The 20,597-nt window shown below is 68.0% G+C and carries 24 protein-coding genes and 1 riboswitch; of the genes, 13 read left to right on the forward strand and 11 right to left on the reverse strand.

The window, feature by feature from the left end; translation table 11 throughout:
* Position 1 precedes the first annotated feature (1 nt).
* Both AC1RSK_RS21645 and AC1RSK_RS21650 read left to right on the forward strand, forming a co-directional pair.
* A complete protein-coding gene (locus AC1RSK_RS21645) occupies positions 2-652 on the forward strand; it encodes a nucleotide-binding protein (RefSeq protein WP_492909765.1) in 651 nt (216 codons plus the stop codon).
* Positions 653-741: 89 nt separating this feature from the next.
* Positions 742-900, forward strand: coding sequence for a hypothetical protein (locus AC1RSK_RS21650; protein ID WP_492909766.1), 159 nt, complete (start codon positions 742-744; stop codon positions 898-900).
* Here AC1RSK_RS21650 and AC1RSK_RS21655 read toward each other — a convergent pair.
* Genes AC1RSK_RS21655 through AC1RSK_RS21665 form a run of 3 tightly spaced genes read right to left on the reverse strand, consistent with a single transcriptional unit; the run spans position 897 to position 2,768 of the window.
* Entirely contained in the window at positions 897-1,337 is a 441-nt protein-coding gene (locus tag AC1RSK_RS21655; protein ID WP_492909767.1) for a flagellar basal body protein, read from the reverse strand. The genes AC1RSK_RS21650 and AC1RSK_RS21655 overlap by 4 nt on opposite strands.
* Positions 1,327-1,650, reverse strand: coding sequence for a rod-binding protein (locus AC1RSK_RS21660; RefSeq protein ID WP_492909768.1), 324 nt, complete (start codon positions 1,648-1,650; stop codon positions 1,327-1,329). The genes AC1RSK_RS21655 and AC1RSK_RS21660 overlap by 11 nt, the downstream gene beginning before the upstream one ends.
* Positions 1,650-2,768, reverse strand: coding sequence for a flagellar basal body P-ring protein FlgI (locus tag AC1RSK_RS21665; protein ID WP_492909769.1), 1,119 nt, complete (start codon positions 2,766-2,768; stop codon positions 1,650-1,652). The genes AC1RSK_RS21660 and AC1RSK_RS21665 overlap by 1 nt, the downstream gene beginning before the upstream one ends.
* 177 nt (positions 2,769-2,945) lie before the next feature.
* Here AC1RSK_RS21665 and fliX point away from each other — a divergent pair, with 177 nt between their 5' ends.
* The 4 genes from fliX to gltX all read left to right on the forward strand — a co-directional run bounded on the left by fliX (position 2,946) and on the right by gltX (position 5,755).
* The gene (gene fliX / locus AC1RSK_RS21670) at positions 2,946-3,380 is read left to right on the forward strand and encodes a flagellar assembly regulator FliX (RefSeq protein ID WP_492909770.1); all 435 of its coding nucleotides are present in this window, start codon (positions 2,946-2,948) and stop codon (positions 3,378-3,380) included.
* A 93-nt stretch (positions 3,381-3,473) separates the two neighbouring features.
* Positions 3,474-3,902: an RNA polymerase-binding protein DksA gene (gene dksA / locus AC1RSK_RS21675; RefSeq protein WP_492909771.1), complete on the forward strand. Its 429-nt coding sequence runs from the start codon at positions 3,474-3,476 to the stop codon at positions 3,900-3,902.
* 72 nt (positions 3,903-3,974) lie between these two features.
* The gene (locus tag AC1RSK_RS21680; protein ID WP_492909772.1) at positions 3,975-4,367 is read left to right on the forward strand and encodes a nuclear transport factor 2 family protein; all 393 of its coding nucleotides are present in this window, start codon (positions 3,975-3,977) and stop codon (positions 4,365-4,367) included.
* A 53-nt stretch (positions 4,368-4,420) separates the two neighbouring features.
* Entirely contained in the window at positions 4,421-5,755 is a 1,335-nt protein-coding gene (gene gltX / locus AC1RSK_RS21685) for a glutamate--tRNA ligase (RefSeq protein ID WP_492909773.1), read from the forward strand.
* Positions 5,756-5,775: 20 nt separating this feature from the next.
* Here gltX and AC1RSK_RS21690 read toward each other — a convergent pair whose 3' ends face one another.
* A complete protein-coding gene (locus AC1RSK_RS21690; RefSeq protein WP_492909774.1) occupies positions 5,776-6,003 on the reverse strand; it encodes a hypothetical protein in 228 nt (75 codons plus the stop codon).
* A 116-nt stretch (positions 6,004-6,119) separates the two neighbouring features.
* Here AC1RSK_RS21690 and AC1RSK_RS21695 point away from each other — a divergent pair, with 116 nt between their 5' ends.
* A complete protein-coding gene (locus AC1RSK_RS21695; RefSeq protein WP_492909775.1) occupies positions 6,120-8,702 on the forward strand; it encodes a DUF3857 domain-containing protein in 2,583 nt (860 codons plus the stop codon).
* 164 nt (positions 8,703-8,866) lie between these two features.
* Here AC1RSK_RS21695 and AC1RSK_RS21700 read toward each other — a convergent pair whose 3' ends face one another.
* Positions 8,867-9,163 (reverse strand): DUF8200 family protein, encoded by a 297-nt coding sequence (locus AC1RSK_RS21700; RefSeq protein ID WP_492909776.1) that lies wholly within the window; start codon positions 9,161-9,163, stop codon positions 8,867-8,869.
* Between the two features lie 99 nt (positions 9,164-9,262).
* Entirely contained in the window at positions 9,263-9,880 is a 618-nt protein-coding gene (locus tag AC1RSK_RS21705) for an LOG family protein (protein ID WP_492909777.1), read from the reverse strand.
* A gap of 91 nt (positions 9,881-9,971) precedes the next feature.
* On the opposite strand from AC1RSK_RS21705, the gene AC1RSK_RS21710 reads away from it, so the two are divergent.
* Positions 9,972-10,787 carry a hypothetical protein gene (locus AC1RSK_RS21710; RefSeq protein ID WP_492909778.1) on the forward strand — a complete coding sequence of 272 codons (816 nt, stop codon included), beginning with the start codon at positions 9,972-9,974 and terminating at the stop codon, positions 10,785-10,787.
* A gap of 74 nt (positions 10,788-10,861) precedes the next feature.
* Positions 10,862-12,619, forward strand: coding sequence for an ABCB family ABC transporter ATP-binding protein/permease (locus AC1RSK_RS21715; RefSeq protein ID WP_492909788.1), 1,758 nt, complete (start codon positions 10,862-10,864; stop codon positions 12,617-12,619).
* A gap of 176 nt (positions 12,620-12,795) precedes the next feature.
* On the opposite strand, the gene AC1RSK_RS21720 is transcribed toward AC1RSK_RS21715, so the two are convergent.
* The 4 genes from AC1RSK_RS21720 to AC1RSK_RS21735 form a co-directional block, all read right to left on the reverse strand.
* Complete coding sequence (locus AC1RSK_RS21720) at positions 12,796-13,368, reverse strand: Rid family hydrolase (protein WP_492909779.1); 573 nt, start codon at positions 13,366-13,368, stop codon at positions 12,796-12,798.
* Positions 13,369-13,438: 70 nt separating this feature from the next.
* On the reverse strand, positions 13,439-13,570 hold the full coding sequence (locus AC1RSK_RS21725) for a hypothetical protein (protein ID WP_492909780.1): 132 nt from the start codon (positions 13,568-13,570) through the stop codon (positions 13,439-13,441).
* Between the two features lie 15 nt (positions 13,571-13,585).
* Positions 13,586-14,314 (reverse strand): hypothetical protein, encoded by a 729-nt coding sequence (locus AC1RSK_RS21730; protein WP_492909781.1) that lies wholly within the window; start codon positions 14,312-14,314, stop codon positions 13,586-13,588.
* 154 nt (positions 14,315-14,468) lie between these two features.
* Positions 14,469-15,155 carry a hypothetical protein gene (locus AC1RSK_RS21735; protein ID WP_492909782.1) on the reverse strand — a complete coding sequence of 229 codons (687 nt, stop codon included), beginning with the start codon at positions 15,153-15,155 and terminating at the stop codon, positions 14,469-14,471.
* Between the two features lie 117 nt (positions 15,156-15,272).
* Positions 15,273-15,382: riboswitch (TPP riboswitch) on the forward strand.
* A 67-nt stretch (positions 15,383-15,449) separates the two neighbouring features.
* Between AC1RSK_RS21735 and thiC the strand changes: the two genes are divergently transcribed.
* From thiC to AC1RSK_RS21755, 4 genes are all read left to right on the forward strand, one after another.
* Complete coding sequence (gene thiC, locus AC1RSK_RS21740; RefSeq protein WP_492909783.1) at positions 15,450-17,297, forward strand: phosphomethylpyrimidine synthase ThiC; 1,848 nt, start codon at positions 15,450-15,452, stop codon at positions 17,295-17,297.
* 235 nt (positions 17,298-17,532) lie between these two features.
* Positions 17,533-18,144, forward strand: a complete 612-nt coding sequence (locus AC1RSK_RS21745) for a hypothetical protein (protein ID WP_492909784.1) — start codon at positions 17,533-17,535, stop codon at positions 18,142-18,144.
* Positions 18,141-18,641, forward strand: coding sequence for a GNAT family N-acetyltransferase (locus AC1RSK_RS21750; RefSeq protein ID WP_492909785.1), 501 nt, complete (start codon positions 18,141-18,143; stop codon positions 18,639-18,641). Before AC1RSK_RS21745 ends, AC1RSK_RS21750 begins: the two co-directional genes overlap by 4 nt.
* Complete coding sequence (locus tag AC1RSK_RS21755) at positions 18,638-19,027, forward strand: nuclear transport factor 2 family protein (protein ID WP_492909786.1); 390 nt, start codon at positions 18,638-18,640, stop codon at positions 19,025-19,027. The genes AC1RSK_RS21750 and AC1RSK_RS21755 overlap by 4 nt, the downstream gene beginning before the upstream one ends.
* On the opposite strand, the gene AC1RSK_RS21760 is transcribed toward AC1RSK_RS21755, so the two are convergent.
* Entirely contained in the window at positions 19,008-20,114 is a 1,107-nt protein-coding gene (locus AC1RSK_RS21760) for an alpha/beta fold hydrolase (RefSeq protein WP_492909787.1), read from the reverse strand. The two genes, AC1RSK_RS21755 and AC1RSK_RS21760, sit on opposite strands and share 20 nt — an antisense overlap.
* Positions 20,115-20,597 lie beyond the last annotated feature (483 nt).

The raw sequence follows: 20,597 nt of genomic DNA on the forward strand, positions 1-20,597 counted from the left end.
CGTGGCGATCCTTTCCCGCAAGGGCGGCACCGGCAAGACCACCGTGGCGCTGCATCTGGCCATGGCCTCCTGGCTGTCGGGCCAGGGCGTGCTGCTCGCCGACTGCGACCGCCAGGGCTCGGCCCAGGAGTGGCGGCGCGAGCGCAAGATCGGCGGCCCGGTGGTGTTCTCGACCAAGACCCCGGCCCTGTTCGCCACCCAGCAGGCCGCCTTCCGGGCCGGCCGCGACCTGATGGTCATCGACACCAGCCCCTCGGCCAGCGAGGACCTGGCCGAGGCCGTCCGCTGCGCCGACTACTGCCTGATGATCCTGCGCCCCAGTTTCCTCGACGTGCGGGCCATCCGCGAGACGGCCGAGCTGGTCAGCCGCTTCGGCAAGCCGGGCGCCTTTGTCATCAACCAGGCCCCGCCGCGCCGGGCCGGCCGGGAAATGGCCTGTGTCGGCGACACGGTCGCCCAGCTGGCCGCCATGGGACGGCCGATCATGCCGATCGGCCTGCGGTCCCGCATCGCCTATCAGTCGGCCGTCGCCGAGGGCCGTTCGGTGCAGGAACTCGCGCCGCTCAGCGCCGCCGCCCTGGAAATCGGCGGCCTGTGGCGCGCCGTCGAGGCGGCGCTGTGGCCGCCGGCCGTGCCGGCCGTGGCAGAGTAGCTCACGGCCTTTTCATCCGACTATCGGGAACGTTTCGCCGAGTGATCGACTTGAGCCCCCGTTGCGTAAACCGCCAAAGGGGGTGGCTCATGTCCGATCTGCAATCGAACCTGATGAAGGGTCTGCTGGCCGCGGTCTGCTCGGCCCTGGCCATGCTGGCCGGCGCCGCCTCGGCCCGCCAGGAGGCCCAGGCCCAGGGCGCGCAGGCCGATCTGAACCAGAACGCCCCGGTTTCGCGGCCGCTTTAAGCCGAACGGTTCAGCGTGATCGCTCGCCCATCAGCGGGCACGGCCACCGCGCCGGGGCCATAGCCCGGACCGGCGCTGCGCTGGTTGACTACTTCCTCGGCGATCGCCTTGACCAACCCTTCGGTGACCGTCTTGGCCGCCTCCAGGGCCCGGCCCTGGCGGGCCAGCACGGCGTCGAAGCCCTCGGTGGCCCGCATCAGGGCCCGGCGCTGCTCCAGCGAGGCGCCGGCGATCAGCCCCGGCTGGGCCCGCACCCGCGCCGACTCGTGGCGATAGAGGTTGGCCAGGCGCGAGGTCTCTTCCAGCTGGGCGGCGGCGTCCTGCGGTCGGCGGCGCTCGAAGGCCAGGGCCTGGTCGGCGATCAGCCCGGTCAGGCGCTCGGTCAGAATGATCAGCTGGCCGACCCGGTCGGCGGCGTCGTGGGCGTCAAGCGCCATGGGGAACCTCCTGCAATCCTTGCATCTTCAGCATCTCGCGCTCGACCGTGGCCGACAGGCCGATGCCGCCCGACCTGGCCACCTGCTTGGCGATCGCGTCGGTGAAGAACGACTTGAACATCTCTTCGCCCTGGCCGCCGCCGAACGGCGCCTCGGTCTCGACGCCCTTGAACATCTGGGCGAGCATCACGGAGAGAAAGCTGGCCTCGTAGTTCTGGGCCGCCTGCTTGACCTTGGACCGTTGCGCATCGACCGACGGCGTCTGGGCCGCCAGCAGGTCGATCGGGGTTGCGACCGGAGTCATGGCGCTCATCACATCACCTCGATGTCGGCTTGCAGGGCGCCGGCCGCCTTGATGGCCTGCAGGATGGAGATCATGTCGCGCGGCGTGACGCCCAGGGCGTTCAGCCCCGCCACCAGGCTCGACAGCGTCGCCCCGTTCTTCAGGGTGATCAGCTGGCGGCCCTTCTCCTCGTCGATGCCGACCGACGATTGAGGAACAACCACGGTCTGGCCGCCGCGGCTGAACGGCGTCGGCTGGCTGACCGCCGGGCTTTCCTGCACCGAGATGGTCAGGTTGCCCTGGGCGATGGCGACGGTGCTGACGCGGACGTTGTCGCCCATGACGATGACCCCGGCCACTTCGTCGATGACCACCTTGGCCCCGTAGTCGGGCTCGACGGTCATGTTCTCGATGGCGGTCACGAACGGCACGATGCCGGCCCCCATCGGCGGGCGCAGGGTGATGATGGTGGAGTTGTCGGCGTTGGCCGTGCCCGGGTAGCGGGCGTTGATGACGTCGGCGATGCGGCGGGCGGTGGTGAAGTCGGGATTGCGCAGGGTCAGGCGAACCTGGCCCATGTTGGCCATCTGGAAGCCCAGCTCCCGCTCGATGATGGCCCCGCCGGCGATGCGGCCCGAGGTCGGCACGCCCTTGGTGATGGCCGAGCCGGATCCGCCGGAGGCCGAGACCGACCCGGTCTGAACCGTCCCCTGCGCCACGGCGTAGGCCTGGCCGTCGGCGCCCATCAGGGTGGTGACGATCAGGGTGCCGCCCAACAGGCTCTTGGCGTCGCCCATGGAGCTGACCGTCACGTCGATGGGGCTGCCGGCCGCCGCGAACGGCGGCAGCTTGGCGGTGACCATGACCGAGGCGACGTTCTTGGAATTGAGATTGGCGTCGCGGATGTTGATCCCCAGCCGCTCCAGCATCGCCTCCTGGCTCTGCTTGGCCTGCGGGGTGTTGCGCAGGTTGTCGCCGGTGCCGTTGAGGCCGACGACCAGGCCGTAGCCGACCAGGGCGTTCTCGCGCACGCCCTCGACCTCGACGATGTCCTTGATGCGCGAGGCGGCGAACGCCTCGCCGCTAAAAGCGTTAGGACATAGAGCCAGGCTGAGAACCAGAAGGACTGCCGACAGAAGACGCTGCATGAAACTCCACCCCGCGCACGGACACGTGAAAGGAGTGCCAGAACCGGGCCACTAATTTCTTCAGCAATTTCAGTGATCAAGGAGTCGGCAGAGACCGGTGGCGGCAGAATTTGCCCGGCATTAACCATACCGCAAGCGGTGGGGCCGAGATTCGGTCCTCAAGTTTCGGGGAACTTTATGAAGGTCGGCAGAACCAGTGGAACGACAGGGACGGGCGGCCCATCGGGTCCGCGCGCCCCGGCCGGCGGCTCCTCCTTTAACCTGCCAGCGACGAACGCCGCCGGCGCGGCCACGCCGGCGGCCAGGGCAGGGGGCGTCACCGGCGTCGCCTCGCTCGACGCCCTGCTGGCCCTGCAACAGGCCGACGGCCCGCTGGAGCGCCGCCGCAAGGCCGTCGGCCGGGCGGGCAAGATTCTTGATGTGCTGGACGACCTGCGCCTGGCGGTCATCGACGGCGAGGTTTCGGGGGCTCACCTCGAACATCTCGTGCGGGCCGTGCGCGACCAGCGTGAAAACACCGAAGACCCCGGCCTGGAAGGGGTCCTGGACGAGATCGAAATGCGGGCCGCGGTTGAGCTTGCCAAACTCCAACGCGCGAAAATTGCGGCATGAACGCACGTCAAACACGACGTTCATTGTTTGCGTTACCCGTTTTGCTATAAGGCCCCGCTCGCTGTGAGCGGGGTAGTGGGGCGTGAGGCGTCAATGCAGACGGCTACGGTTCTTAAAGTGCCAGCGGACTACCGTCCTTCCGAGGACGAGGAGTTCATGAACGAGCGTCAGCTCGAGTATTTCCGAAACAAGCTGCTCGCCTGGAAAGAGGACATCCTTCGCGAATCTCGCGAAACGGTGGCCATTCTTCAGAAAGAGACTGAGAACCATCCCGACCTGGCCGATCGCGCCACGTCCGAGACGGACCGGGCTCTAGAGCTGCGTACCCGGGACCGCCAACGGAAACTGATTTCCAAGATCGACGAAGCTCTTCGTCGCATCGAGGACAATTCCTACGGCTACTGCGAGGAAACGGGGGAACCCATCGGACTGGCGCGTCTCGACGCCCGGCCCGTGGCCACCCTCAGCCTCGAGGCCCAGGAGCGGCATGAACGCCGCGAACGGGTCCACCGGGACGACTGATTCCTTACCCGCCGGGTCATTGACCCGGCGGATCTATTTTCCGACGCTTCCTTCGCTGTTTGGGAGCCCGGCATGACTGACGAAGACCACCGACGCGCGCACATCGCCGTGCTTGAGCGCTATCGCGACGCTTGGACCGCTGGCGACATCGCCACGATGTTCGGCCTCTACGCCGACGACTTCATCCTGCACTGGAACGGGGCCAATCCGTTTGCCGGCACGCATGTCGGCAAGGAGGCCGCCATCAGGGCGCTGTCGACCTTCACCCAGAAGACGAACCGCAAGCTGATCGGCGTCACCAACATCATGGCCGACGCCGACAAGGCCATCATGATCGCCCGCGAGAACCTCGCCGGCCGCGAGGTCGACCGCACCCTGATCTACCGCACCGATGGCCAGAAAGTCGTGGAATGCTGGGTGCTTGACGCCGATCAGGCCTTCATCGACGGCCTGCTCAGCGCTTGACTTCGCGGCGCTGAGGTACGACCTACCCCGCCTTCGCTAGCTGCAGGTTCCCCATGACCGTCAAGGTCCGCTTCGCCCCGTCGCCGACGGGTCGCATCCACGTCGGAAACATCCGAGCCGCCATCGTCAACTGGGTGTTCGCCCGGGGGCGGGGGGGCGTCTTCGTGCTGCGCATCGACGACACGGACCTGGCCCGCTCGACCCAGGAATACGAGGACGGCATCGAGGCCGACCTGACCTGGCTCGGCCTGACCTGGGACGAGCGCTACAACCAGTCCAAGCGCTTCGACCTCTATCACCGCGCCATGGAGACGCTGAAAGCCGCCGGCCGTCTCTACCCCTGCTACGAGACCGCCGACGAACTCGACCGTCGCCGCAAGGTGCAGCTGTCGCGTGGCCAGCCGCCGATCTATGACCGCGCCTCGCTGAAACTGACCCCTGAAGAGATCGCCGCCTTCGAGGCCGAGGGCCGCAAGCCCCACTGGCGCTTCAAGCTGGAGGGCAAGCGGGTCAAATGGACCGACCTGGTGCGCGGCGAGTGCGACGTCGACACCACCTCGATGTCCGACCCCGTGCTGATCCGCGAGGACGGCGCCTTCCTCTACACCCTGCCGTCGGTGGCCGACGACATCGACATGGGCATCACCCACGTCATCCGCGGCGAGGACCATGTCACCAATACGGGCGCCCAGATCGAGATCTTCGAGGCCCTGGGCGGCAAGGTTCCGGTCTTCGGCCACTTCAGCCTGCTGGTCGGAGCCGACGGCAGCGCCCTGTCCAAGCGCCTTGGCTCGCTGTCGATCATGCAGCTGCGCGAGGATGGCCTGGAGCCCCTGGCCATCACCTCCCACATCGGCAAGCTCGGCACCTCGGACGCTCTGGAAGCGGCCGGCAGCCTGGAAGAACTGGGCCGCAACTTCGACTTCGCCAAGATGGGCCGCCACCCGGCCCGCTTCGACGAGGCGGATCTGGCCCGCATCAACGCCGGCGTGCTGCACGCCATGGACTACGCCGCCGCCCAGCCCCGCCTGGCCGCCCTTGACGCCGACCTGGGCGAAGACTTCTGGCTGGCCGTCCGCCCGAACCTCAAGCTGTTCGGCGACGTCGCCGACCTGGCCCGCATCGTCGGCGGCGAGGTGACCCCGGTCGTCGAGGACCCCGCCTTCTTGGCCACGGCTCTCGACCTGCTGCCGGCGACCGTCGACGCCTCGACCTGGAGCACCTGGTCCGCCGCCATCAAGGAGGCCACCGGCGCCAAGGGCCGCGCCCTGTTCCTGCCCCTGCGCCAGGCCCTCACCGGCATGGACCACGGCCCGGAAATGGGCCCGCTGCTGGCCCTGATCGGCCGCGAGAAGGCGGCCAGGCGGCTGGCGGGTGAGACGGCCTAGAGCCTAATTCCAATGTGAAGCTAGAGGCCGGCCGGACCCTTGGCCGCGCGTTTCATGGCGGCCCGTCTTCTGGCGATCCGTCGTCTGAGGTCGTCGAAGACCTCGTCGACCGTGTAGGTTGGCCCGTCTTGCGCGTCGAACTCATCGAGCCGCCGGAAGGTTTCGGCCCATCGCGCTTGCTCGGCGGCGGACGCCACAGCGGCTTCCGGAGTGTCCGTGCTCAGATCGGCGTTTTCGCCATCGGCCATGCCCAAAGCCTAACCTGAAACCCGTCGCGCGAGAAGTTCCGCATCCGGCGCTTGCGACCCACCGCCCCTTCGCGCAAGCTGATCGGCCAGTACGCGTCACTCCCCGGGGGATATCCATGCGGTCGTTGTTTGTCGGCATTGTCGGCGCTGTCAGCCTGCTGGCGACGGCCGCTCTCGCCGCGCCAGAGCCGGTGCTCGAACCGACCCCCGCCTGGGTCAAGCCGCTGCCGGCCCTGAAGACCGACGGCCCGCCCACCGGCGCGCCCTACCGCCAGCTGCGCTTCGACGAACAGGTCCACTTCGGTCCCGAAGGCGACAGCCTCTACATCGAAAGCGTCATCCGCATCCAGACGGCCCAGGGCCTGTCGGCCATGGGCACCATCGCCCTGCCATGGAACCCCGATTCCACCACCCTGACCGTCCACAAGCTGCAGATCCGCCGGGGAACCGAGACCATCGACGTCCTCGCCGACCAGGCCTTCACTGTCCTGCGCCGCGAGAACCGCCTGGAGTACGCCATGCTCGATGGCGTGCTGACCGCCACCATGCAGCCCGAGGGCCTGGAAGTCGGCGACATCGTCACCCTCGCCTTCACCCTGACCCGTAAGGACAGCGTCACCGGCGACATGAGCGAGAACTACCTGGCCGCCCCGCCGACCGACCAGGTCGACCAGGTCCAGCTGCGCGTCCTCTGGGACCCCAGGGCCAAGCCGATCCGATACCGCCTCGACCAGGGCATGAACCCGCCCAAGGTCGGCAAGACCCCGGCCGGTGAGACCGAGCTCACCTTCGACCTCAAGGGCCAGAAGGCCTACAAGCCCCCGGCCGGCGCCCCGGCCCGCTACCTGCGGGGCAGGGGGGTGGAGTTCACTCAGTTCAGCGACTGGTCCCAGGTCTCGGCCCTGCTGTCGCCGCTCTACGACAAGGCCGCCACCCTCAAGGAGGGTTCGCGCCTGAAGCCCGAGATCGACAAGATCCGCGCCGCCTCCAACGATCCCGTCGTCCAGGCCGGCATGGCCCTGGCCCTGGTCCAGGAGCGCACCCGCTACGTCTTCCTCGGCATGGACGCCGGCAACCTGACGCCGGCCCAGGCCGACATCACCTGGTCGCGCCGCTACGGCGACTGCAAGGGCAAGACCGCCCTGCTGCTGGCCATCCTGCGCGAGCTGGGCATCAAGGCCGAGGCCGCCGCCGTCCACTCCAGCCTGGGCGACGGCCTCGATGCGCGCCTGCCGATGGTCGGGCTGTTTGACCACGTCATCGTCCGCGCCGAGATCGGCGGCAAGGCCTACTGGCTCGACGGCACCCGCAGCGGCGACCGCAAGCTGGAGGAAGTCGCCATCCCTGACTTCGCCTGGGCCCTGCCGCTGCGTGCCAAAGGTGGCGCGCTTGAGGCGCTCAAGGTCGAGCCCAGCCCGCTGCCGCAGATGGCCCTGATGATCGACATCGACGCTTCCGGCGGCCTCTATTCCAAGGCCCCGGTCCGGGTCACCCAGGCCTTCCGCGGCGACCTCGCCACCGCCACCCGCGGGGCCGCCGACGCCGCCCCGCCGGAGGAGCTGGAGAAGGCCTACAAGAAGTACTGGCAGGGCCTGTACGGCTTCATCGAGGTCGACAAGGTCGCCGGCCGCTACGACGAGGCCAAGGGCGAGTACGTCCTGACCATGGAGGGCAAGGCCAGCCTCGACTGGAACGAGACCAACGAGTCCTCCGCCCCCCGCTACCTGGCCGACGGCTACCAGCTGGGCGGCAAGACCTCCTACAAGCGCGACGACGAGGCCGACAACAAGGACGCCCCGTTCGCCGTGCAGCACCCGACCCACGCCTACTACCGCGAGACCATCCGCCTGCCGGACGGCGGCAAGGGCTTCTCCACCGAGGGCAAGGACGTCGAGGCGGTGGTTGGCGGCATGAGCTACTACCGCAAGACCGCCATCAAGGACGGCGTCTTCACCATGGAAAGCCGCGGCCGCAGCCTGAAGGCGGAGTTCCCCGCCGCCCAGGCCGACAGCGTCCAGAAGTCGCTGGCCGAGATGGGCGATGTCGAGGTCTACCTGGTCGCGCCCCCCGGCTACCGCTGGTCGGCCGCCGACCGCGCCAGCCGCATCGCCGACATGGACAAGGCCCTCAAGGAGGACCCCAAGTCGGTCGGCGCCCTGCAGGGCCGCGCCTGGCTGCACCGCGAGAACAAGGACTACGCCAAGGCCGAGGTCGACTACACCGCCGCCATTGGCCTGGATGACGACAACTCGACCCTCTACACCCTGCGGGCCGGGACCCTGTATCGGCTCGGCAAGCGCGACGCGGCGATGAGCGACTTCGCCACCGCCCGCAAGCATGCCGGCAAGGACGCCGGCAACCTCAACACCCTGTGCTGGGAACAGGCCACCAACGGCGTGGCCCTGGAGGCGGCGCTGGGCGACTGCGACAAGGCCCTGCAGCTGGAACCGCGCAACGCCCCGACGCTCGACTCGCGCGGTTTCGTGCTCATGCGCCTGGGCCGCTGGAGCGACGCCATCGCCGACTACGACAAGGCCGCCAGCATCCGCCCCGACAGCGCCGAGTCCCTGTTCGGCCGCGCCCTGGCCAAGGCCGGGGCCGGCGACAAGACCGGCGCCGCCGCCGACATCGCCGAGGCCAGGAAGCTCGATCCGGGGATCGACGAGGAGTTCGCGGGGTACGGGCTGAAGGCGCCTTAAAGTTCCTCCCCCATCGGGGGAGGGGGACCATCGCGAAGCGATGGTGGAGGGGGTCCCCACCGTCGGTGCAACCGCGATCGTGCGGTTGCCGGCGATGGCGGTGACCCCCTCAGTCAGCCGCTGCGCGGCTGCCAGCTCCCCCGAGAGGGGGAGCAACTAGCCGCTTAAGCGTTACAGGCCGCCAGCTGTTCGGTGTCGAACTTGGCGCCGCGGTAGCCGAAGCCGGTCACTTCGCCCAGCTCGCCCTGCAGCTTGCGGCACTGCTGGTCGGCCGGCAGGGCCTTCACCTTCGGGGCCCGGCAGACGTCGCCCTTGCAGCTCCAGACGGCGCCGTCGAGGATGAGGTTTCCCCGGGTCGTCTTGGCTTTGAGGGTCAGCCAGCCGTCGGTTCGTTGGGTCTCGGCGTTGGCGGCGCCGGCGAACGCGGTCAGGGCCAGCGCCCCGATCAGGAACACACGCATAGTCATTCTCCATATCCCCGCGACCGGTGGGAGTCCGGTCGCTGGATACAGGTAAGTTTTTTTTAGCTACGGTGTCAACTACGCCCGAGGTAAGAGGCCCTAGACCTTCTCTTCGATGTCCCCGTCGGCGCGCGGCGTGAGCTCCGCCGCCATCTCGCCGATCAGCCGGGTGATCTGGCCGATGTCGTCGGTGGCCCGCCAGGCGTGGGCGAACTCCGGCGGGCTCAGACGCTCGGTTATGGTGTGATATAGGAGCTCGAAGAGCGGTTTCCAGAAGTCGCGCGGGTTGTAGAACACCAGCGGCTTGCGGTGCAGGTCCAGCCGCTGCCAGCTGAGCAGCTCGACCACCTCCTCCAGGGTGCCGATGCCGCCGGGCAGCACGACGAAGGCGTCCGACCGCTCGAACATCATCATCTTGCGTTCGTGCATGTTGTTCACGACCACCGTCTCGACGTCGTCGAACGGCTGCTCGCGGCCCATCAGGAAGGTCGGGATGATGCCCAGCACCCGGCCGCCGGCGTCATGCGCCCCGCGCGCGCAGGCCCCCATCAGCCCAACGCCGCCGCCGCCATAGACCAGCTTCAGGTCCTCCGCGGCCAGCAGGCGGCCGAAGTCCTCGGCGGCGGTCAGGAAGGCCGGGTCGGCGTCGTTGGACGAGCCGCAATAGACGCAGACACTGTCGATCGAGGGGCCCGCGGGGCCCTTAAGGTTGGACATGCCGTCCTCAGAAACAAAAGGCGCGCTTGCGGGCGCGCCGGAAAATCACGAAATGACATGTTCGACTTATCCGCCTGGGGTTTCAAGCATCGTGTCGCGACCGCCGATCTTCCCGACCCTTCTGCTTCCCCCCATCCTGGCGGCTCTTCTTGTTGCCTGCGGTCCCAGCGAGCGCGACGCCTCCTGGCGCGGCGACGCCCCCAAGGCCGCGGCCGACCCGGCCGCCGACGCCGGCTATCTCAAGCCCCCAACCCTGACCGCCAGCCGGCCGCAGCCGGGCGGCGCCATCCTCATCACCGGCCAGGCCCAGCCCGGCGCCGCCGTCCGCCTCGGCTCCCCGACCGGCGAGGCGCTCAGCGCCACCGCCGACGCCGCCGGCGTCTGGTCCGCCCGCCTGGCGCCCTCGTCCGAAGTGCGCCTGTTCGGCCTCTCCATGTCGCCGGAAAAGGACCGCCAGGTGCAGTCCCAGGGCTACCTCGCCATCCTGCCCGACGGCCGCGCCGCCCAGCTGCGCTCAGGCGCCAGCGCCTACGTCTACAGCGGCGGCAGCGACGCTCCCCGGCTGATGACCGTCGATTTCGACCGTGACGGCGCCGCCTCCGTCTCCGGTTCGGCCCGGGCCGGCAGCGGCCTGTCCCTGCGCATCGACCGCAACCCGCGCGGCAACGGCAAGGCCGACGGCCAGGGCCGCTTCCACCTGCCGGTCGAGAAGCCGCTCAACGCCGGCGCCCTGACCTTCGAGATCACCGGCGACAGCGGCGAGCAGCGGCTGGTCGTGCCGGTCAGCGGCGCGCCCGACCTGACCCCTCCGTTCCGCGCATTTCGCTCGGGGAACGCCTGGCGCATCGACTGGATGACCCCCGGCGGCGGGGTGCAGAGCACCCTGATCCTGGACCCGGTCTCTTGAGACCCACGCCCGAGCGCCAGCGACCCAAGGCCGGCGCCGAGCCGGCCCCGCCCAAGGCCGATGCGGCTGCCGCCCTGGCCGACCTCTTCCGCCTCGTCCTCTCCAGCCAGGCCCCCGGCCTGACCTGGCGCCTCACCGCCGCCCTGGTCCTGACCCTCGGCGGCAAGGTGCTGGGCGTGCTGGCCCCGCTGCTGCTCGGCGCCGCCGTCAACCGCCTGGCCGCCGGCCAGTCGCCGGCCGTTCAGGTGGGGACCGCCTTCGCCGGCCTGATCCTCGGCTGGACCCTGATCCGCTTCCTGTCCGCCGCCGCGCCCCAGCTGCGCGACGTCGTCTTCACCCCCGTCGCCCAGGCCGCCCAGCGCCGCGCCGCCGCCGACGCCTTCGGCCATGCCCTCAGCCTCTCCATCGAGTTCCACCAGACCAAGCGCACCGGCTCCCTCAGCCGCATCATCGACCGCGGCGCCCGCTCGATGGACTTTCTGCTCCGGGCTCTGGTCTTCAACCTCGGCCCGACCCTCATCGAGCTGATCATCGCCGCCCTGGTCCTCGCCAGAGCCTACGACTGGCGCTTCGCCCTGGCCGCCGTCGGCACCGTCCTGGTCTACGGCGTCCTCACCTTCGCCATTTCGGACTGGCGCATCGCCCACCGCCGCGCCCTTAACGACGCCGACAGCGAGGCGGCCGGCCGCGCCGTCGACGCCCTGATCAACTACGAGACGGTCAAGGCCTTCGGGGCCGAGAGCCGCGCCGCCGCCACCTACGAACAGGCCCTCAGCGCCTACGCCAACGCCCAGGTCCTGGCCACCAACAGCCTCAGCCTGCTCAACATCGCCCAGTCGGCGATCATGGCCGGCGGCCTGGCGGTCATGGCCCTGCTGGCCGGGGTCGAGGCCCAGGCCGGCCGGCTCGGCGTCGGCGACGTCACCGCCGCCATCCTCATCCTGATCAACCTCTACGGCCCGCTGAACATCCTCGGCTTCGCCTACCGCGAAATCCGCCAGAGCTTCATCGACCTGGAAGCCATGAGCGACCTGCGCCGCCAGGCCCCCGACGTCGCCGAGGCGCCCGGCGCCGTCGACCCGCCCCCCGCCGACGGCCGCGGCGGCGCCGTGGTCTTCTCCGGCGTCAGCTTCAAGCACGGGGCCCGCAGCCAGGGCCTGGAGGAGGTCAGCTTCACCGCCGCCCCCGGCCAGACCATCGCCCTGGTCGGCCCCTCCGGCGCCGGCAAGACCACCCTGGTCCGCCTGGCCCTGCGGATGATCGACCCTCAAGGCGGGACCATCACCCTCGACGGCGTCGACCTCAAACAGCTGAAGATGGCCGCCCTGCGCAGCGCCGTCGCCCTGGTCCCCCAGGACGTGGCCCTGTTCAACGACACCCTGGCCGCCAACATCGCCTTCGCCCGCCCCGACTCCAGCGAGGACCAGATCCGCGCCGCCGCCGACGCCGCCGAGCTGACCGAGTTCATCGCCGGCCTGCCCGAGGGCCTGGCCACCAAGGTCGGCGAGCGCGGCCTGAAGCTCTCCGGCGGCGAACGCCAGCGGGTCGGCATCGCCCGCGCCCTGCTCGCCGACCCCCGCGTCCTCATCCTCGACGAGGCCACCAGCGCCCTCGATTCCCGCACCGAAGCAGCCATCCAGGACACCCTGCGCAAGGCCCGCCAGGGCCGCACCACCCTGGTCGTCGCCCACCGCCTCAGCACCATCGCCGACGCCGACCGCATCATCGTCCTGCGCCGCGGCCGGGTGGTTGAGGAAGGCCGCCACGAGGAGCTGCTGGAGCGGGCAGGGGAGTATGCGGCGCTCTGGCGGCGGCAGACGCGGGGGCGGTAACTCCTGTTCCTTCTCCCGCTTGTCGGGAGAAGGTGGCCCGCGGAGCGGGTCGGATGAGGGCGGCGCCGGCTAACGAAGGCTGGCGCGCGGACCATCCGATAGTCACTCAGGGCCGGATGCTGCCCTCATCCGACCTCCTTCGGAGGCCACCTTCTCCCGACAAGCGGGAGAAGGGATCACTTCGCCTCCGGAACCTTGGCGATCAGCTGCACCTCGACGATCCCGCCCGGCTGCAGCAGCCCGGTCGTGCCCACCGCCGTCCAGGCCGGGTGCGGCCCCTTGGTGAACTCGGCCCGGACCCTGTTCATCACCTCGATCTGCGCCAGCCGCTCGCCCTTGAAGTCGGGCCCGTCCCAGACGTGGAAGCTGTTGACCATCACCACGTCGTCCCAGCTGGCGCCCGACTGCTTCAGCGTGAAGTCCAGCGCCTTGAACGTCCGCCGCGTCTGGGCCTCGAAGGCGGCCGCGTCGGTCCCCTCGGCAGGCAGTCGGAAGATGATCGCGCCGGAGACATACAGCATGTCTCCAACCCGCCGGGCCGGGGCGTAGCCATACTGCTCGTAGACCTGCCGGTGCCTGGGCGAGGGGATGACCACCGCCCCGCCGGGAGCCGGAATCATCTCAGCCTTCGGCGGGTTTTTCGGGTCGATTCGAACGGCGTCCTGCGCGAAGACCGGCGTTCCGGCGGCGATGGCGAAGGCGGCGGCGAACCCGGTGATGGCCAGGACGATGGCGGCGGCGCGGCTCATGGAAATCTCCCGTCTTGGGCAATCCCATGGCGGCTCGCGCGGCGCGGCTCAACTTAAGCTTTCGTCACCTTCAGTCGAATGCCTCCGCCACGCCGCCGGTCCCTTCCTGGTCGCGGAAGGCCACGTAGAGGGCCGGCCAGAACAGCGCCCAGGCCATGGACAGCACCTGGCTCGGCAGGCGCCAGAGGTAGCTGTCGGTCATCAAGGTTTGATGCTTTTACCCGAACACCGCCGCGACGGAACGTTCGTGCTCGTCCTCGCTTGTCCGCTCCAGGTAAAGCACGGTCATGAATATCGCGAGCGGAAGCAGGAGAAGATCGTCGGCAGCCAATACGAAGGGACGATACTCGCTCACCGGCGCCCGAAGCAGCAGCGTCGAAACCGCCAGCTTGAAGACCAACCAGCCGATGATCATTAGGCTCAGCTTCCAACGCAGGCCGAGAGTCAGAGCGAGCCCCAGCCTTATCGCCGACCAGGGCGTGCCTGGACGATCCATTGCCGCGGGCAGCGACGGTCCGAGGATGGCAAACAGCACCGCAGGCGCTGTGAGCGCCGCGAGCGTCAGGATCGACGGAACGACGGGGCTACGCGATGCGAGCCCATAGAGCGCGGGGACAAACCACTCCGAAACCACGCCCGCCAGTAGGACTAGCAGGCCGGCGAACAGTTGGCTGGCCACAGTCCGTGCGCCCGCCGCCGGGCGTGTTGACCTTCGCAGAGTGACGAGTGTAGCACATACGAAGGCCACGGTGCCCAGCCCGGCCTGGGCATAGGGCCACCAAGTTGAAACGGCAGAGTTGCCCGTATCCAGCATCGCAAGGCGCTGAGCCAAGACCTGCGAAACGACCCAAAGCCCGCCGATAACGCTGAGAGTGATCCACTGACCGGCGCCGAGCCGGCCAAAGCTCTGGAAGACTTGGCCAATAGAAACCTTTCGCATCGGCATGCCCTATGCCTTCCACTCATCGACTAATAGTTCAACGCACGAGCCGCCGGTCGACCGATTTGAAGGTGCGTCGCGGAGGGCAACAGCGGCGCTGCTTCCTCCAAGGCGCCGACACCTCTATGTCGCCGGAGCAAAAGTGTTTCCACCTTTCCGCCTAAAAGAGCCAGCCGCCGTCCGTTTCAGGGCCCCCTACGCCTCCTCCAACATCGCCCGGAGGAGGGGGTTGGTTATCGTCCGTCGTCACGGAGTCGGCGCTGGACCCCAAATCGCCGACGATGTCCGGAAGGTTGTTCGCAAGATACTCGTAGGCGAGAGCATTGGCCCCGTCACCTGCCGAAATGAATTGATTTTGCTGGTCACGAAGTGCGGCTTCCAAAGCATCGGCCCAGTCTGAGAAGTCACGGTCGCCGTCGCCATCCATATCTGGGGAATTTCCAATAAGGTTTGGAAGGCTGTCCGCAATAGCCAAGCCGATGAAGTACGTTGCCACGGCTCCATCTAGACCACCTTCTTTCATCATATCAAATAGATCAGCGCGGATATTTAGAAGTTGATAGCTTCCAGTTGAGTCGGTAAATTGAATTGATACATATTCTACACCATTAACAGTGATCCTTTCTCCCGGCGTCGTGTTTGGCGATGGATTCATTACAATATTGGTAATATTTGGATCGGCATATGCGTCACCAAAGTATATTTTTCCATCATCTATACCAAACACAAATATAACATCGCCATTCTCGTTGCGAACTTGGACGCCGAGGCCGTCTCCCGTACAAACGGTGCCCGGAGGGGTATTGTGCGGACGATAAATACTCGTACCGTTGGTTCCGACCGGCATCGCAAACACTCCCATGCACTTTTTGATTGAAAAATTCATAATGCAATCAGTGCGTTCGTCAAGTCGTAGTGCTTGCCCGCCGTCTCTTGACCCTCCCCCCAATCCGCCTAGTCTCCCCCTCGTTCTCCGGGGGGCCGCCTTGCGTGGCTGAGATTGGGGTTGAGGACCCCTGACCCGCCGAACCTGATCCGGGTCATGCCGGCGAAGGGAGAGGGACGCGGCCCCGCCAAAGATCAGGGGCCGTCAAACCGCCTTTGGCGCGAACCGGGTCTCCACATTTGAGGAGGTCCACCGATGAACATCCACGTCCCCGGCAAAGGCGGCAAGCCGCAGAACGACGCCATCCCGACCGGCGAACGTCCCGGCAGCCGCAAGGTCTACGCCTCGGGCGAGCTGTTCCCGGACATCCGCGTCCCCTTCCGCGAGGTGGCCGTCCACCCCAGCGCCAACGAGCCGCCGGTGACCCTCTACGACCCTAGCGGCCCCTACACCGACCCCAGCTTCGTGGTCGACATCGAACAGGGCCTGCCGCGCCCGCGCGAGGCCTGGGTCGTCGGCCGGGGCGATGTCGAGGAAGTCGCCAATCCCCGCGAAGTGAAGCCCGAGGACAACGGTTTCGCCGCCGGCAAGCACCTGGCCCCGCAGTTCACCGCCAAACGCCCGATCTACCGGGCCAAGGCCGGCGCCGCCGTCACCCAGCTGGAGTACGCCCGCAAGGGGATCATCACCCCGGAGATGGAATACGTCGCCATCCGCGAGAACCTGCGCCGCGAACAGACCGCGCCGTGCGTCCGCGACGGCGAATCCTTCGGCGCCGAGATCCCCGACTTCGTCACGCCCGAGTTCGTCCGCCAGGAGATAGCCCGCGGCCGCGCCATCATCCCGGCCAACATCAACCACGGCGAACTGGAGCCGATGGCCATCGGCCGCAACTTCCTGGTCAAGATCAACGCCAACATCGGCAACAGCGCCGTCTTGAGCTCGGTCGCCGACGAGGTCGACAAGATGGTCTGGTCGACCCGCTGGGGCGCCGACACGGTCATGGACCTCTCCACCGGCCGCAACATCCACAACATCCGCGACTGGATCATCCGCAACAGCCCGGTGCCGATCGGCACGGTGCCGATCTACCAGGCCCTGGAGAAGGTCAACGGCGTCGCCGAGGACCTGAACTGGGAGGTCTTCCGCGACACCCTGATCGAACAGGCCGAGCAGGGGGTGGACTACTTCACCATCCACGCCGGCGTCCGCCTGCCCTTCGTGCCCCTGACCGCCAAGCGGGTCACCGGCATCGTCTCCAGAGGCGGCTCGATCATGGCCAAATGGTGCCTGGCCCATCACAAGGAGAGCTTCCTCTACGAGCACTTCGAGGACATCTGCGAGATCATGCGGGCCTACGACGTCTCGTTCAGCCTCGGTGACGGCCTGCGCCCCGGCTCCATCGCCGACGCCAACGACGAGGCCCAGTTCGCCGAGCTGCGCACCCTGGGCGAGCTGACCAAGGTCGCCTGGAAGCACGGCTGCCAGGTGATGATCGAGGGCCCCGGCCACGTGGCCATGCACAAGATCAAGGCCAACATGGAAGAGCAGCTCAAGCACTGCCACGAGGCCCCGTTCTACACGTTAGGCCCGCTCACCACCGACATTGCCCCCGGCTACGACCACATCACCAGCGCCATCGGCGCGGCCATGATCGGCTGGTTCGGCACCGCCATGCTCTGCTACGTCACCCCCAAGGAGCACCTGGGCCTTCCCGATCGCGAGGACGTCAAACAGGGCGTCATCGCCTACAAGATCGCCGCCCACGCCGCCGACCTCGCCAAGGGCCACCCCGGCGCCCAGCTGCGCGACAATGCCCTGAGCCGCGCCCGCTTCGAGTTCCGCTGGGAAGACCAGTTCAACCTCGGCCTCGACCCCGAAACGGCCCGCGAATACCACGACGAGACCCTGCCCAAGGAGGCCCACAAGACGGCCCACTTCTGCTCGATGTGCGGCCCGAAGTTCTGCTCGATGAAGATCAGCCAGGAGGTCCGCGAGTTCGCCTCGGGGATGGCTCCGAACGAGATCGAACTGGGCATGAGCCAGATGAGCGACAAGTTCCGGGAGCTGGGCAGCGAGATCGACGTGGCGGTGAAGGGGTAGGGCTCCACCACCCCACCGCCGGTGGACGAGTTACGGGGAGGCGTTGTACCTATCTCGGTCAACCGGCGGTGACCAAGTTTCGGGGACACTATACTTAATTCAGGTCACCATCCTTGAGGCGGCCACCGGCAGGGCCTGAATTAAGTATAGTGTCCCCGAAACTACGCCGACGTCGCTGCCCCGAGATAGGTACAACGCCTCCCCGTAACTCGGGCGCGCAGCACGAAGGAAGTGCATGACCACCACCACCGTCCGACGGCTACTCATGGTGCTGGCGTTCGCCCTGCCGGCCGCCGCGGCCCCGGCCGCCGCCGCGCCGCGCAACGCCGACGGGCTGCTCTCCCAGGCGCTTGAGTACTGCCGGCGGGTCGGCGAGGGCGAGGCGCGCGCCGCCATCGTGGCAAAGGCCCACCGTGCGGGCTGGCAGCGGATCAGCAGGGACACCACCGGCCTTCACACCTACGAGATCGTCGAAGGGGAGATCGAATGGTCGCTGCCACGTCCGAAGGACTGGGGTGATCGCGGGATCTCGGTGGTTTTCTACGACCTGCCGATGGAGGACGGCTGGCGCGCCGTCTGCGGCATCCAAATCGTCGGCGAGGCCGACCGCTTCCATGCCCAGTTCGTCCGGACCCGCCGCTTCGCCGAGCGGCTGAAGCCCGCCGCGCCGGTCCAGCATCTCGACCGGGCGCAGGTCGAGGCGCTCGATCTGGCCGAACGGGTCGAATGGTTCGGCGACAGGCGCTGGCGTCTTGAGTTCGCCCGCTATGGCGGCGAAGAGAGCTCATGGACCGGCCTGACCTATTCCGTGGCCGCCGACCCACCCCAGGAAGCGACCCCGAAATGACCTCCACTACCATCCGCCGCCTCCAGCCCGGCGAAGGCCCCGTCTTCCAGGCCATCCGCCTGACCGCCATGCGCCTCGACGAATCCACCTTCGGCTCCACCCTCGCCGAGGAGGAAGCCAAGCCCGCCGCCTGGTTCGAGGAACGCGTCGTCGCCGACGGCGTCTTCGTCGCCGAGGCCGACGGCCAGGTCCTCGGCATGGTCGCCGTCGGGCCCAAGTCCCCCGCCAAGGAGCGCCACAAGGGCGTCGTCTACAGCATGTTCGTCCTGCCCGAGGGCCGGGGCAGGGGCCTTGGCGGGGCGCTGATGGCCGCCTGCCTGGACTATGCCCGCGAGGTGGTCGAGATCGTCCAGCTGGTCGTCGTCTCGACCAACTCCGTCGCCGTCTCCCTCTATGAAGGGGCCGGCTTCGAGCGCTATGGTTTCGAACCGCGCGCCCTCTTGCAGACGGACGGCCGCTACACCGACGATCTGCACATGTGGAAGCGCCTGAAATGACCGACCCCATCCACGGCTGGCACGCCTATGTCGTCAGCCGCGACCCCGCCGACCTGAGCGCGTTGATCGCCGAAGACTGCGTCTTCGAGTCGCCCGTCGTCCACACGCCGCAGGCCGGCAAGGCGATCACCGAGAAGTACCTGCTGAGCGCCCTGTCGGTGCTCAACAACGACAGCTTCGAATACCTCGGCGAATGGCGGGCCGAGCGGTCCGCCGTGCTGGAGTTCGGCTGCACGATCGACGGCATCCGCATCAACGGCGTCGACATGATCTGGTGGAACGAGGCCGGCCTGATCACCCGCTTCAAGGTCATGGTCCGCCCGCTGAAGGCGATCAACCTCTTGCATCAGAAGATGGGCGAGATGCTCATGAAGCTGGCGGGGTAGGGCGGCCCTGTTCGCCCAGCGGGCCGACCGTGCCGGAGATCCAGTCGGTATAGGCGCGGGGCTCCTCGAACATCGGACTGTGGGCCGACTGTTCGAACCAGATGAAGGCCTTCCGCGGGGCGGTGATCCGGTCGAAGAAACCGCGCGCCACCGAGGCCTCCGACTGCTGGTCGTAGCGTCCCGACAGCAGGAAGATCGGGACGCCATAGGCGTGCGGCGCATCGTCGATGACGAACCGCGCGAACTCGCCGTGCACGAGCCTCTCCGAGTATCGGCCTGACTTGCTGAAGGCGACGAGATCGCGCCCGTTGGCTTCCGACTGGCCCAGGCTCCGGGCGATCAGGCTGGTATTGGTCATGTCGCCGTGGAAGCTGCCGCCGAAGGCCATGATCCACTCGCGCGGCGTGAAGATCGAGCCCGGCCGGGGCGGCGGCCCCAGCCGCTCCAACTCGGCGACCGCCTTGTCCGCACGCCGCGCCCTGGCCTCGCGCAGCGCCCAGTCATAGGACCGCTTCTCGCTCTCCGGCACATTGGCCACCTGGCCGACGCCGACATAGGCGTAGAGCTTGCCCGGATTGTCCTGGGCATAGAGGATTCCCGGGACCGTCCCCCAGGAGTGGGCGAGGATCCCCACCCGCTGCCGCCCGAACCGCGCCCGCAGCTGGTCGACGACGACGCCGAGATCGTCGACGTATTGCTGGATGGTCTGCTCGCCCGGCACCGGCAGCTTGGCGTCGTAACTCTGGCCGGCGTAGCGCTGGTCCCAGTAGACGACCACGAAGTCGTCCTCGAGCGCGGCGTTGAAACGGCGCAGCGCCACGGTCTCGCTGCTGCCCGGGCCGCCATGCACGAACAGCAGCACCGGATTGGCCCGGTCGCGGCCCCGGATGATCACCGACTGCTCGACGCCACCCACCGGCCACCGCTCGATGACCGCGATGCTGCCGGCCAGGACCTTGCCGTCCTCGCCCCGGAACGGCGGCGTCGAGATCGGCGCCAGCAGCCGCCAGGCGACCGCCGCGGTCAGCAGCGCCAGCAGGATCAGTAGCGCCAACACCGTTCGTGCGATCACCCGTCGAGCCGTCATGGAAGTCCCCCGATCCCGCCATCCTGGCCGGAAGACGGGCCAAGCGCCACATCAAGCTGGCCGGCGACGGGCGCTTTGTGAATATGTCTAGACATATTCAGCCGGTCCGGGCGCGGGTCGGCGGGCCTGGGCGAAAACCCGTGCCCGGCCCGGGCAGGAATCGACCAACAATCGCAGCGATCCGACCAACGCACCGACCAACGCCAGGGGCCACATCCGGCGCCGCTCAACCAACGCCAAAGCCAACGATTCCGGGGGTTTCGCGCCCCTCCGGGCGGTTTGCGAGGATCGACGCATTTCTGTTGGTCGCCGACGGTGTCGCGGTATCATGGTTCAGCCGCTTCGATAGGACCCGCCGATGCTCCCGCGCCTGCTGCCCGCTCTCGCTCTGGCCGCCCTCGTCACCGCCTGCGGCAAGCCCGCCGAGGACAGCGCCCCCGCCGCGCCGGCGACGCCGGCCGCGCCGGCAGCCCCGGCCGAGCC

This window comes from Caulobacter sp. GW821-FHT11A05, from assembly GCF_058809015.1.

Bases quoted from the DNA above. Each gene is read 5' to 3' on its own strand.
- AC1RSK_RS21750 (WP_492909785.1), top strand. From the start codon at position 18,141: ATGACCTCCACTACCATCCGCCGCCTCCAGCCCGGCGAAGGCCCCGTC.
- dksA (WP_492909771.1), top strand. From the start codon at position 3,474: ATGCAGACGGCTACGGTTCTTAAAGTGCCAGCGGACTACCGTCCTTCC.
- AC1RSK_RS21725 (WP_492909780.1), bottom strand. From the start codon at position 13,570: ATGACCGACAGCTACCTCTGGCGCCTGCCGAGCCAGGTGCTGTCCATG.
- AC1RSK_RS21705 (WP_492909777.1), bottom strand. From the start codon at position 9,880: ATGTCCAACCTTAAGGGCCCCGCGGGCCCCTCGATCGACAGTGTCTGC.
- AC1RSK_RS21655 (WP_492909767.1), bottom strand. From the start codon at position 1,337: ATGGCGCTTGACGCCCACGACGCCGCCGACCGGGTCGGCCAGCTGATC.
- gltX (WP_492909773.1), top strand. From the start codon at position 4,421: ATGACCGTCAAGGTCCGCTTCGCCCCGTCGCCGACGGGTCGCATCCAC.
- AC1RSK_RS21680 (WP_492909772.1), top strand. From the start codon at position 3,975: ATGACTGACGAAGACCACCGACGCGCGCACATCGCCGTGCTTGAGCGC.
- AC1RSK_RS21760 (WP_492909787.1), bottom strand. From the start codon at position 20,114: ATGACGGCTCGACGGGTGATCGCACGAACGGTGTTGGCGCTACTGATC.
- AC1RSK_RS21700 (WP_492909776.1), bottom strand. From the start codon at position 9,163: ATGCGTGTGTTCCTGATCGGGGCGCTGGCCCTGACCGCGTTCGCCGGC.
- AC1RSK_RS21755 (WP_492909786.1), top strand. From the start codon at position 18,638: ATGACCGACCCCATCCACGGCTGGCACGCCTATGTCGTCAGCCGCGAC.
- AC1RSK_RS21650 (WP_492909766.1), top strand. From the start codon at position 742: ATGTCCGATCTGCAATCGAACCTGATGAAGGGTCTGCTGGCCGCGGTC.
- AC1RSK_RS21720 (WP_492909779.1), bottom strand. From the start codon at position 13,368: ATGAGCCGCGCCGCCGCCATCGTCCTGGCCATCACCGGGTTCGCCGCC.
- AC1RSK_RS21745 (WP_492909784.1), top strand. From the start codon at position 17,533: ATGACCACCACCACCGTCCGACGGCTACTCATGGTGCTGGCGTTCGCC.
- AC1RSK_RS21730 (WP_492909781.1), bottom strand. From the start codon at position 14,314: ATGCCGATGCGAAAGGTTTCTATTGGCCAAGTCTTCCAGAGCTTTGGC.
- AC1RSK_RS21735 (WP_492909782.1), bottom strand. From the start codon at position 15,155: ATGCCGGTCGGAACCAACGGTACGAGTATTTATCGTCCGCACAATACC.
- thiC (WP_492909783.1), top strand. From the start codon at position 15,450: ATGAACATCCACGTCCCCGGCAAAGGCGGCAAGCCGCAGAACGACGCC.
- AC1RSK_RS21695 (WP_492909775.1), top strand. From the start codon at position 6,120: ATGCGGTCGTTGTTTGTCGGCATTGTCGGCGCTGTCAGCCTGCTGGCG.
- fliX (WP_492909770.1), top strand. From the start codon at position 2,946: ATGAAGGTCGGCAGAACCAGTGGAACGACAGGGACGGGCGGCCCATCG.
- AC1RSK_RS21660 (WP_492909768.1), bottom strand. From the start codon at position 1,650: ATGAGCGCCATGACTCCGGTCGCAACCCCGATCGACCTGCTGGCGGCC.
- AC1RSK_RS21665 (WP_492909769.1), bottom strand. From the start codon at position 2,768: ATGCAGCGTCTTCTGTCGGCAGTCCTTCTGGTTCTCAGCCTGGCTCTA.
- AC1RSK_RS21690 (WP_492909774.1), bottom strand. From the start codon at position 6,003: ATGGCCGATGGCGAAAACGCCGATCTGAGCACGGACACTCCGGAAGCC.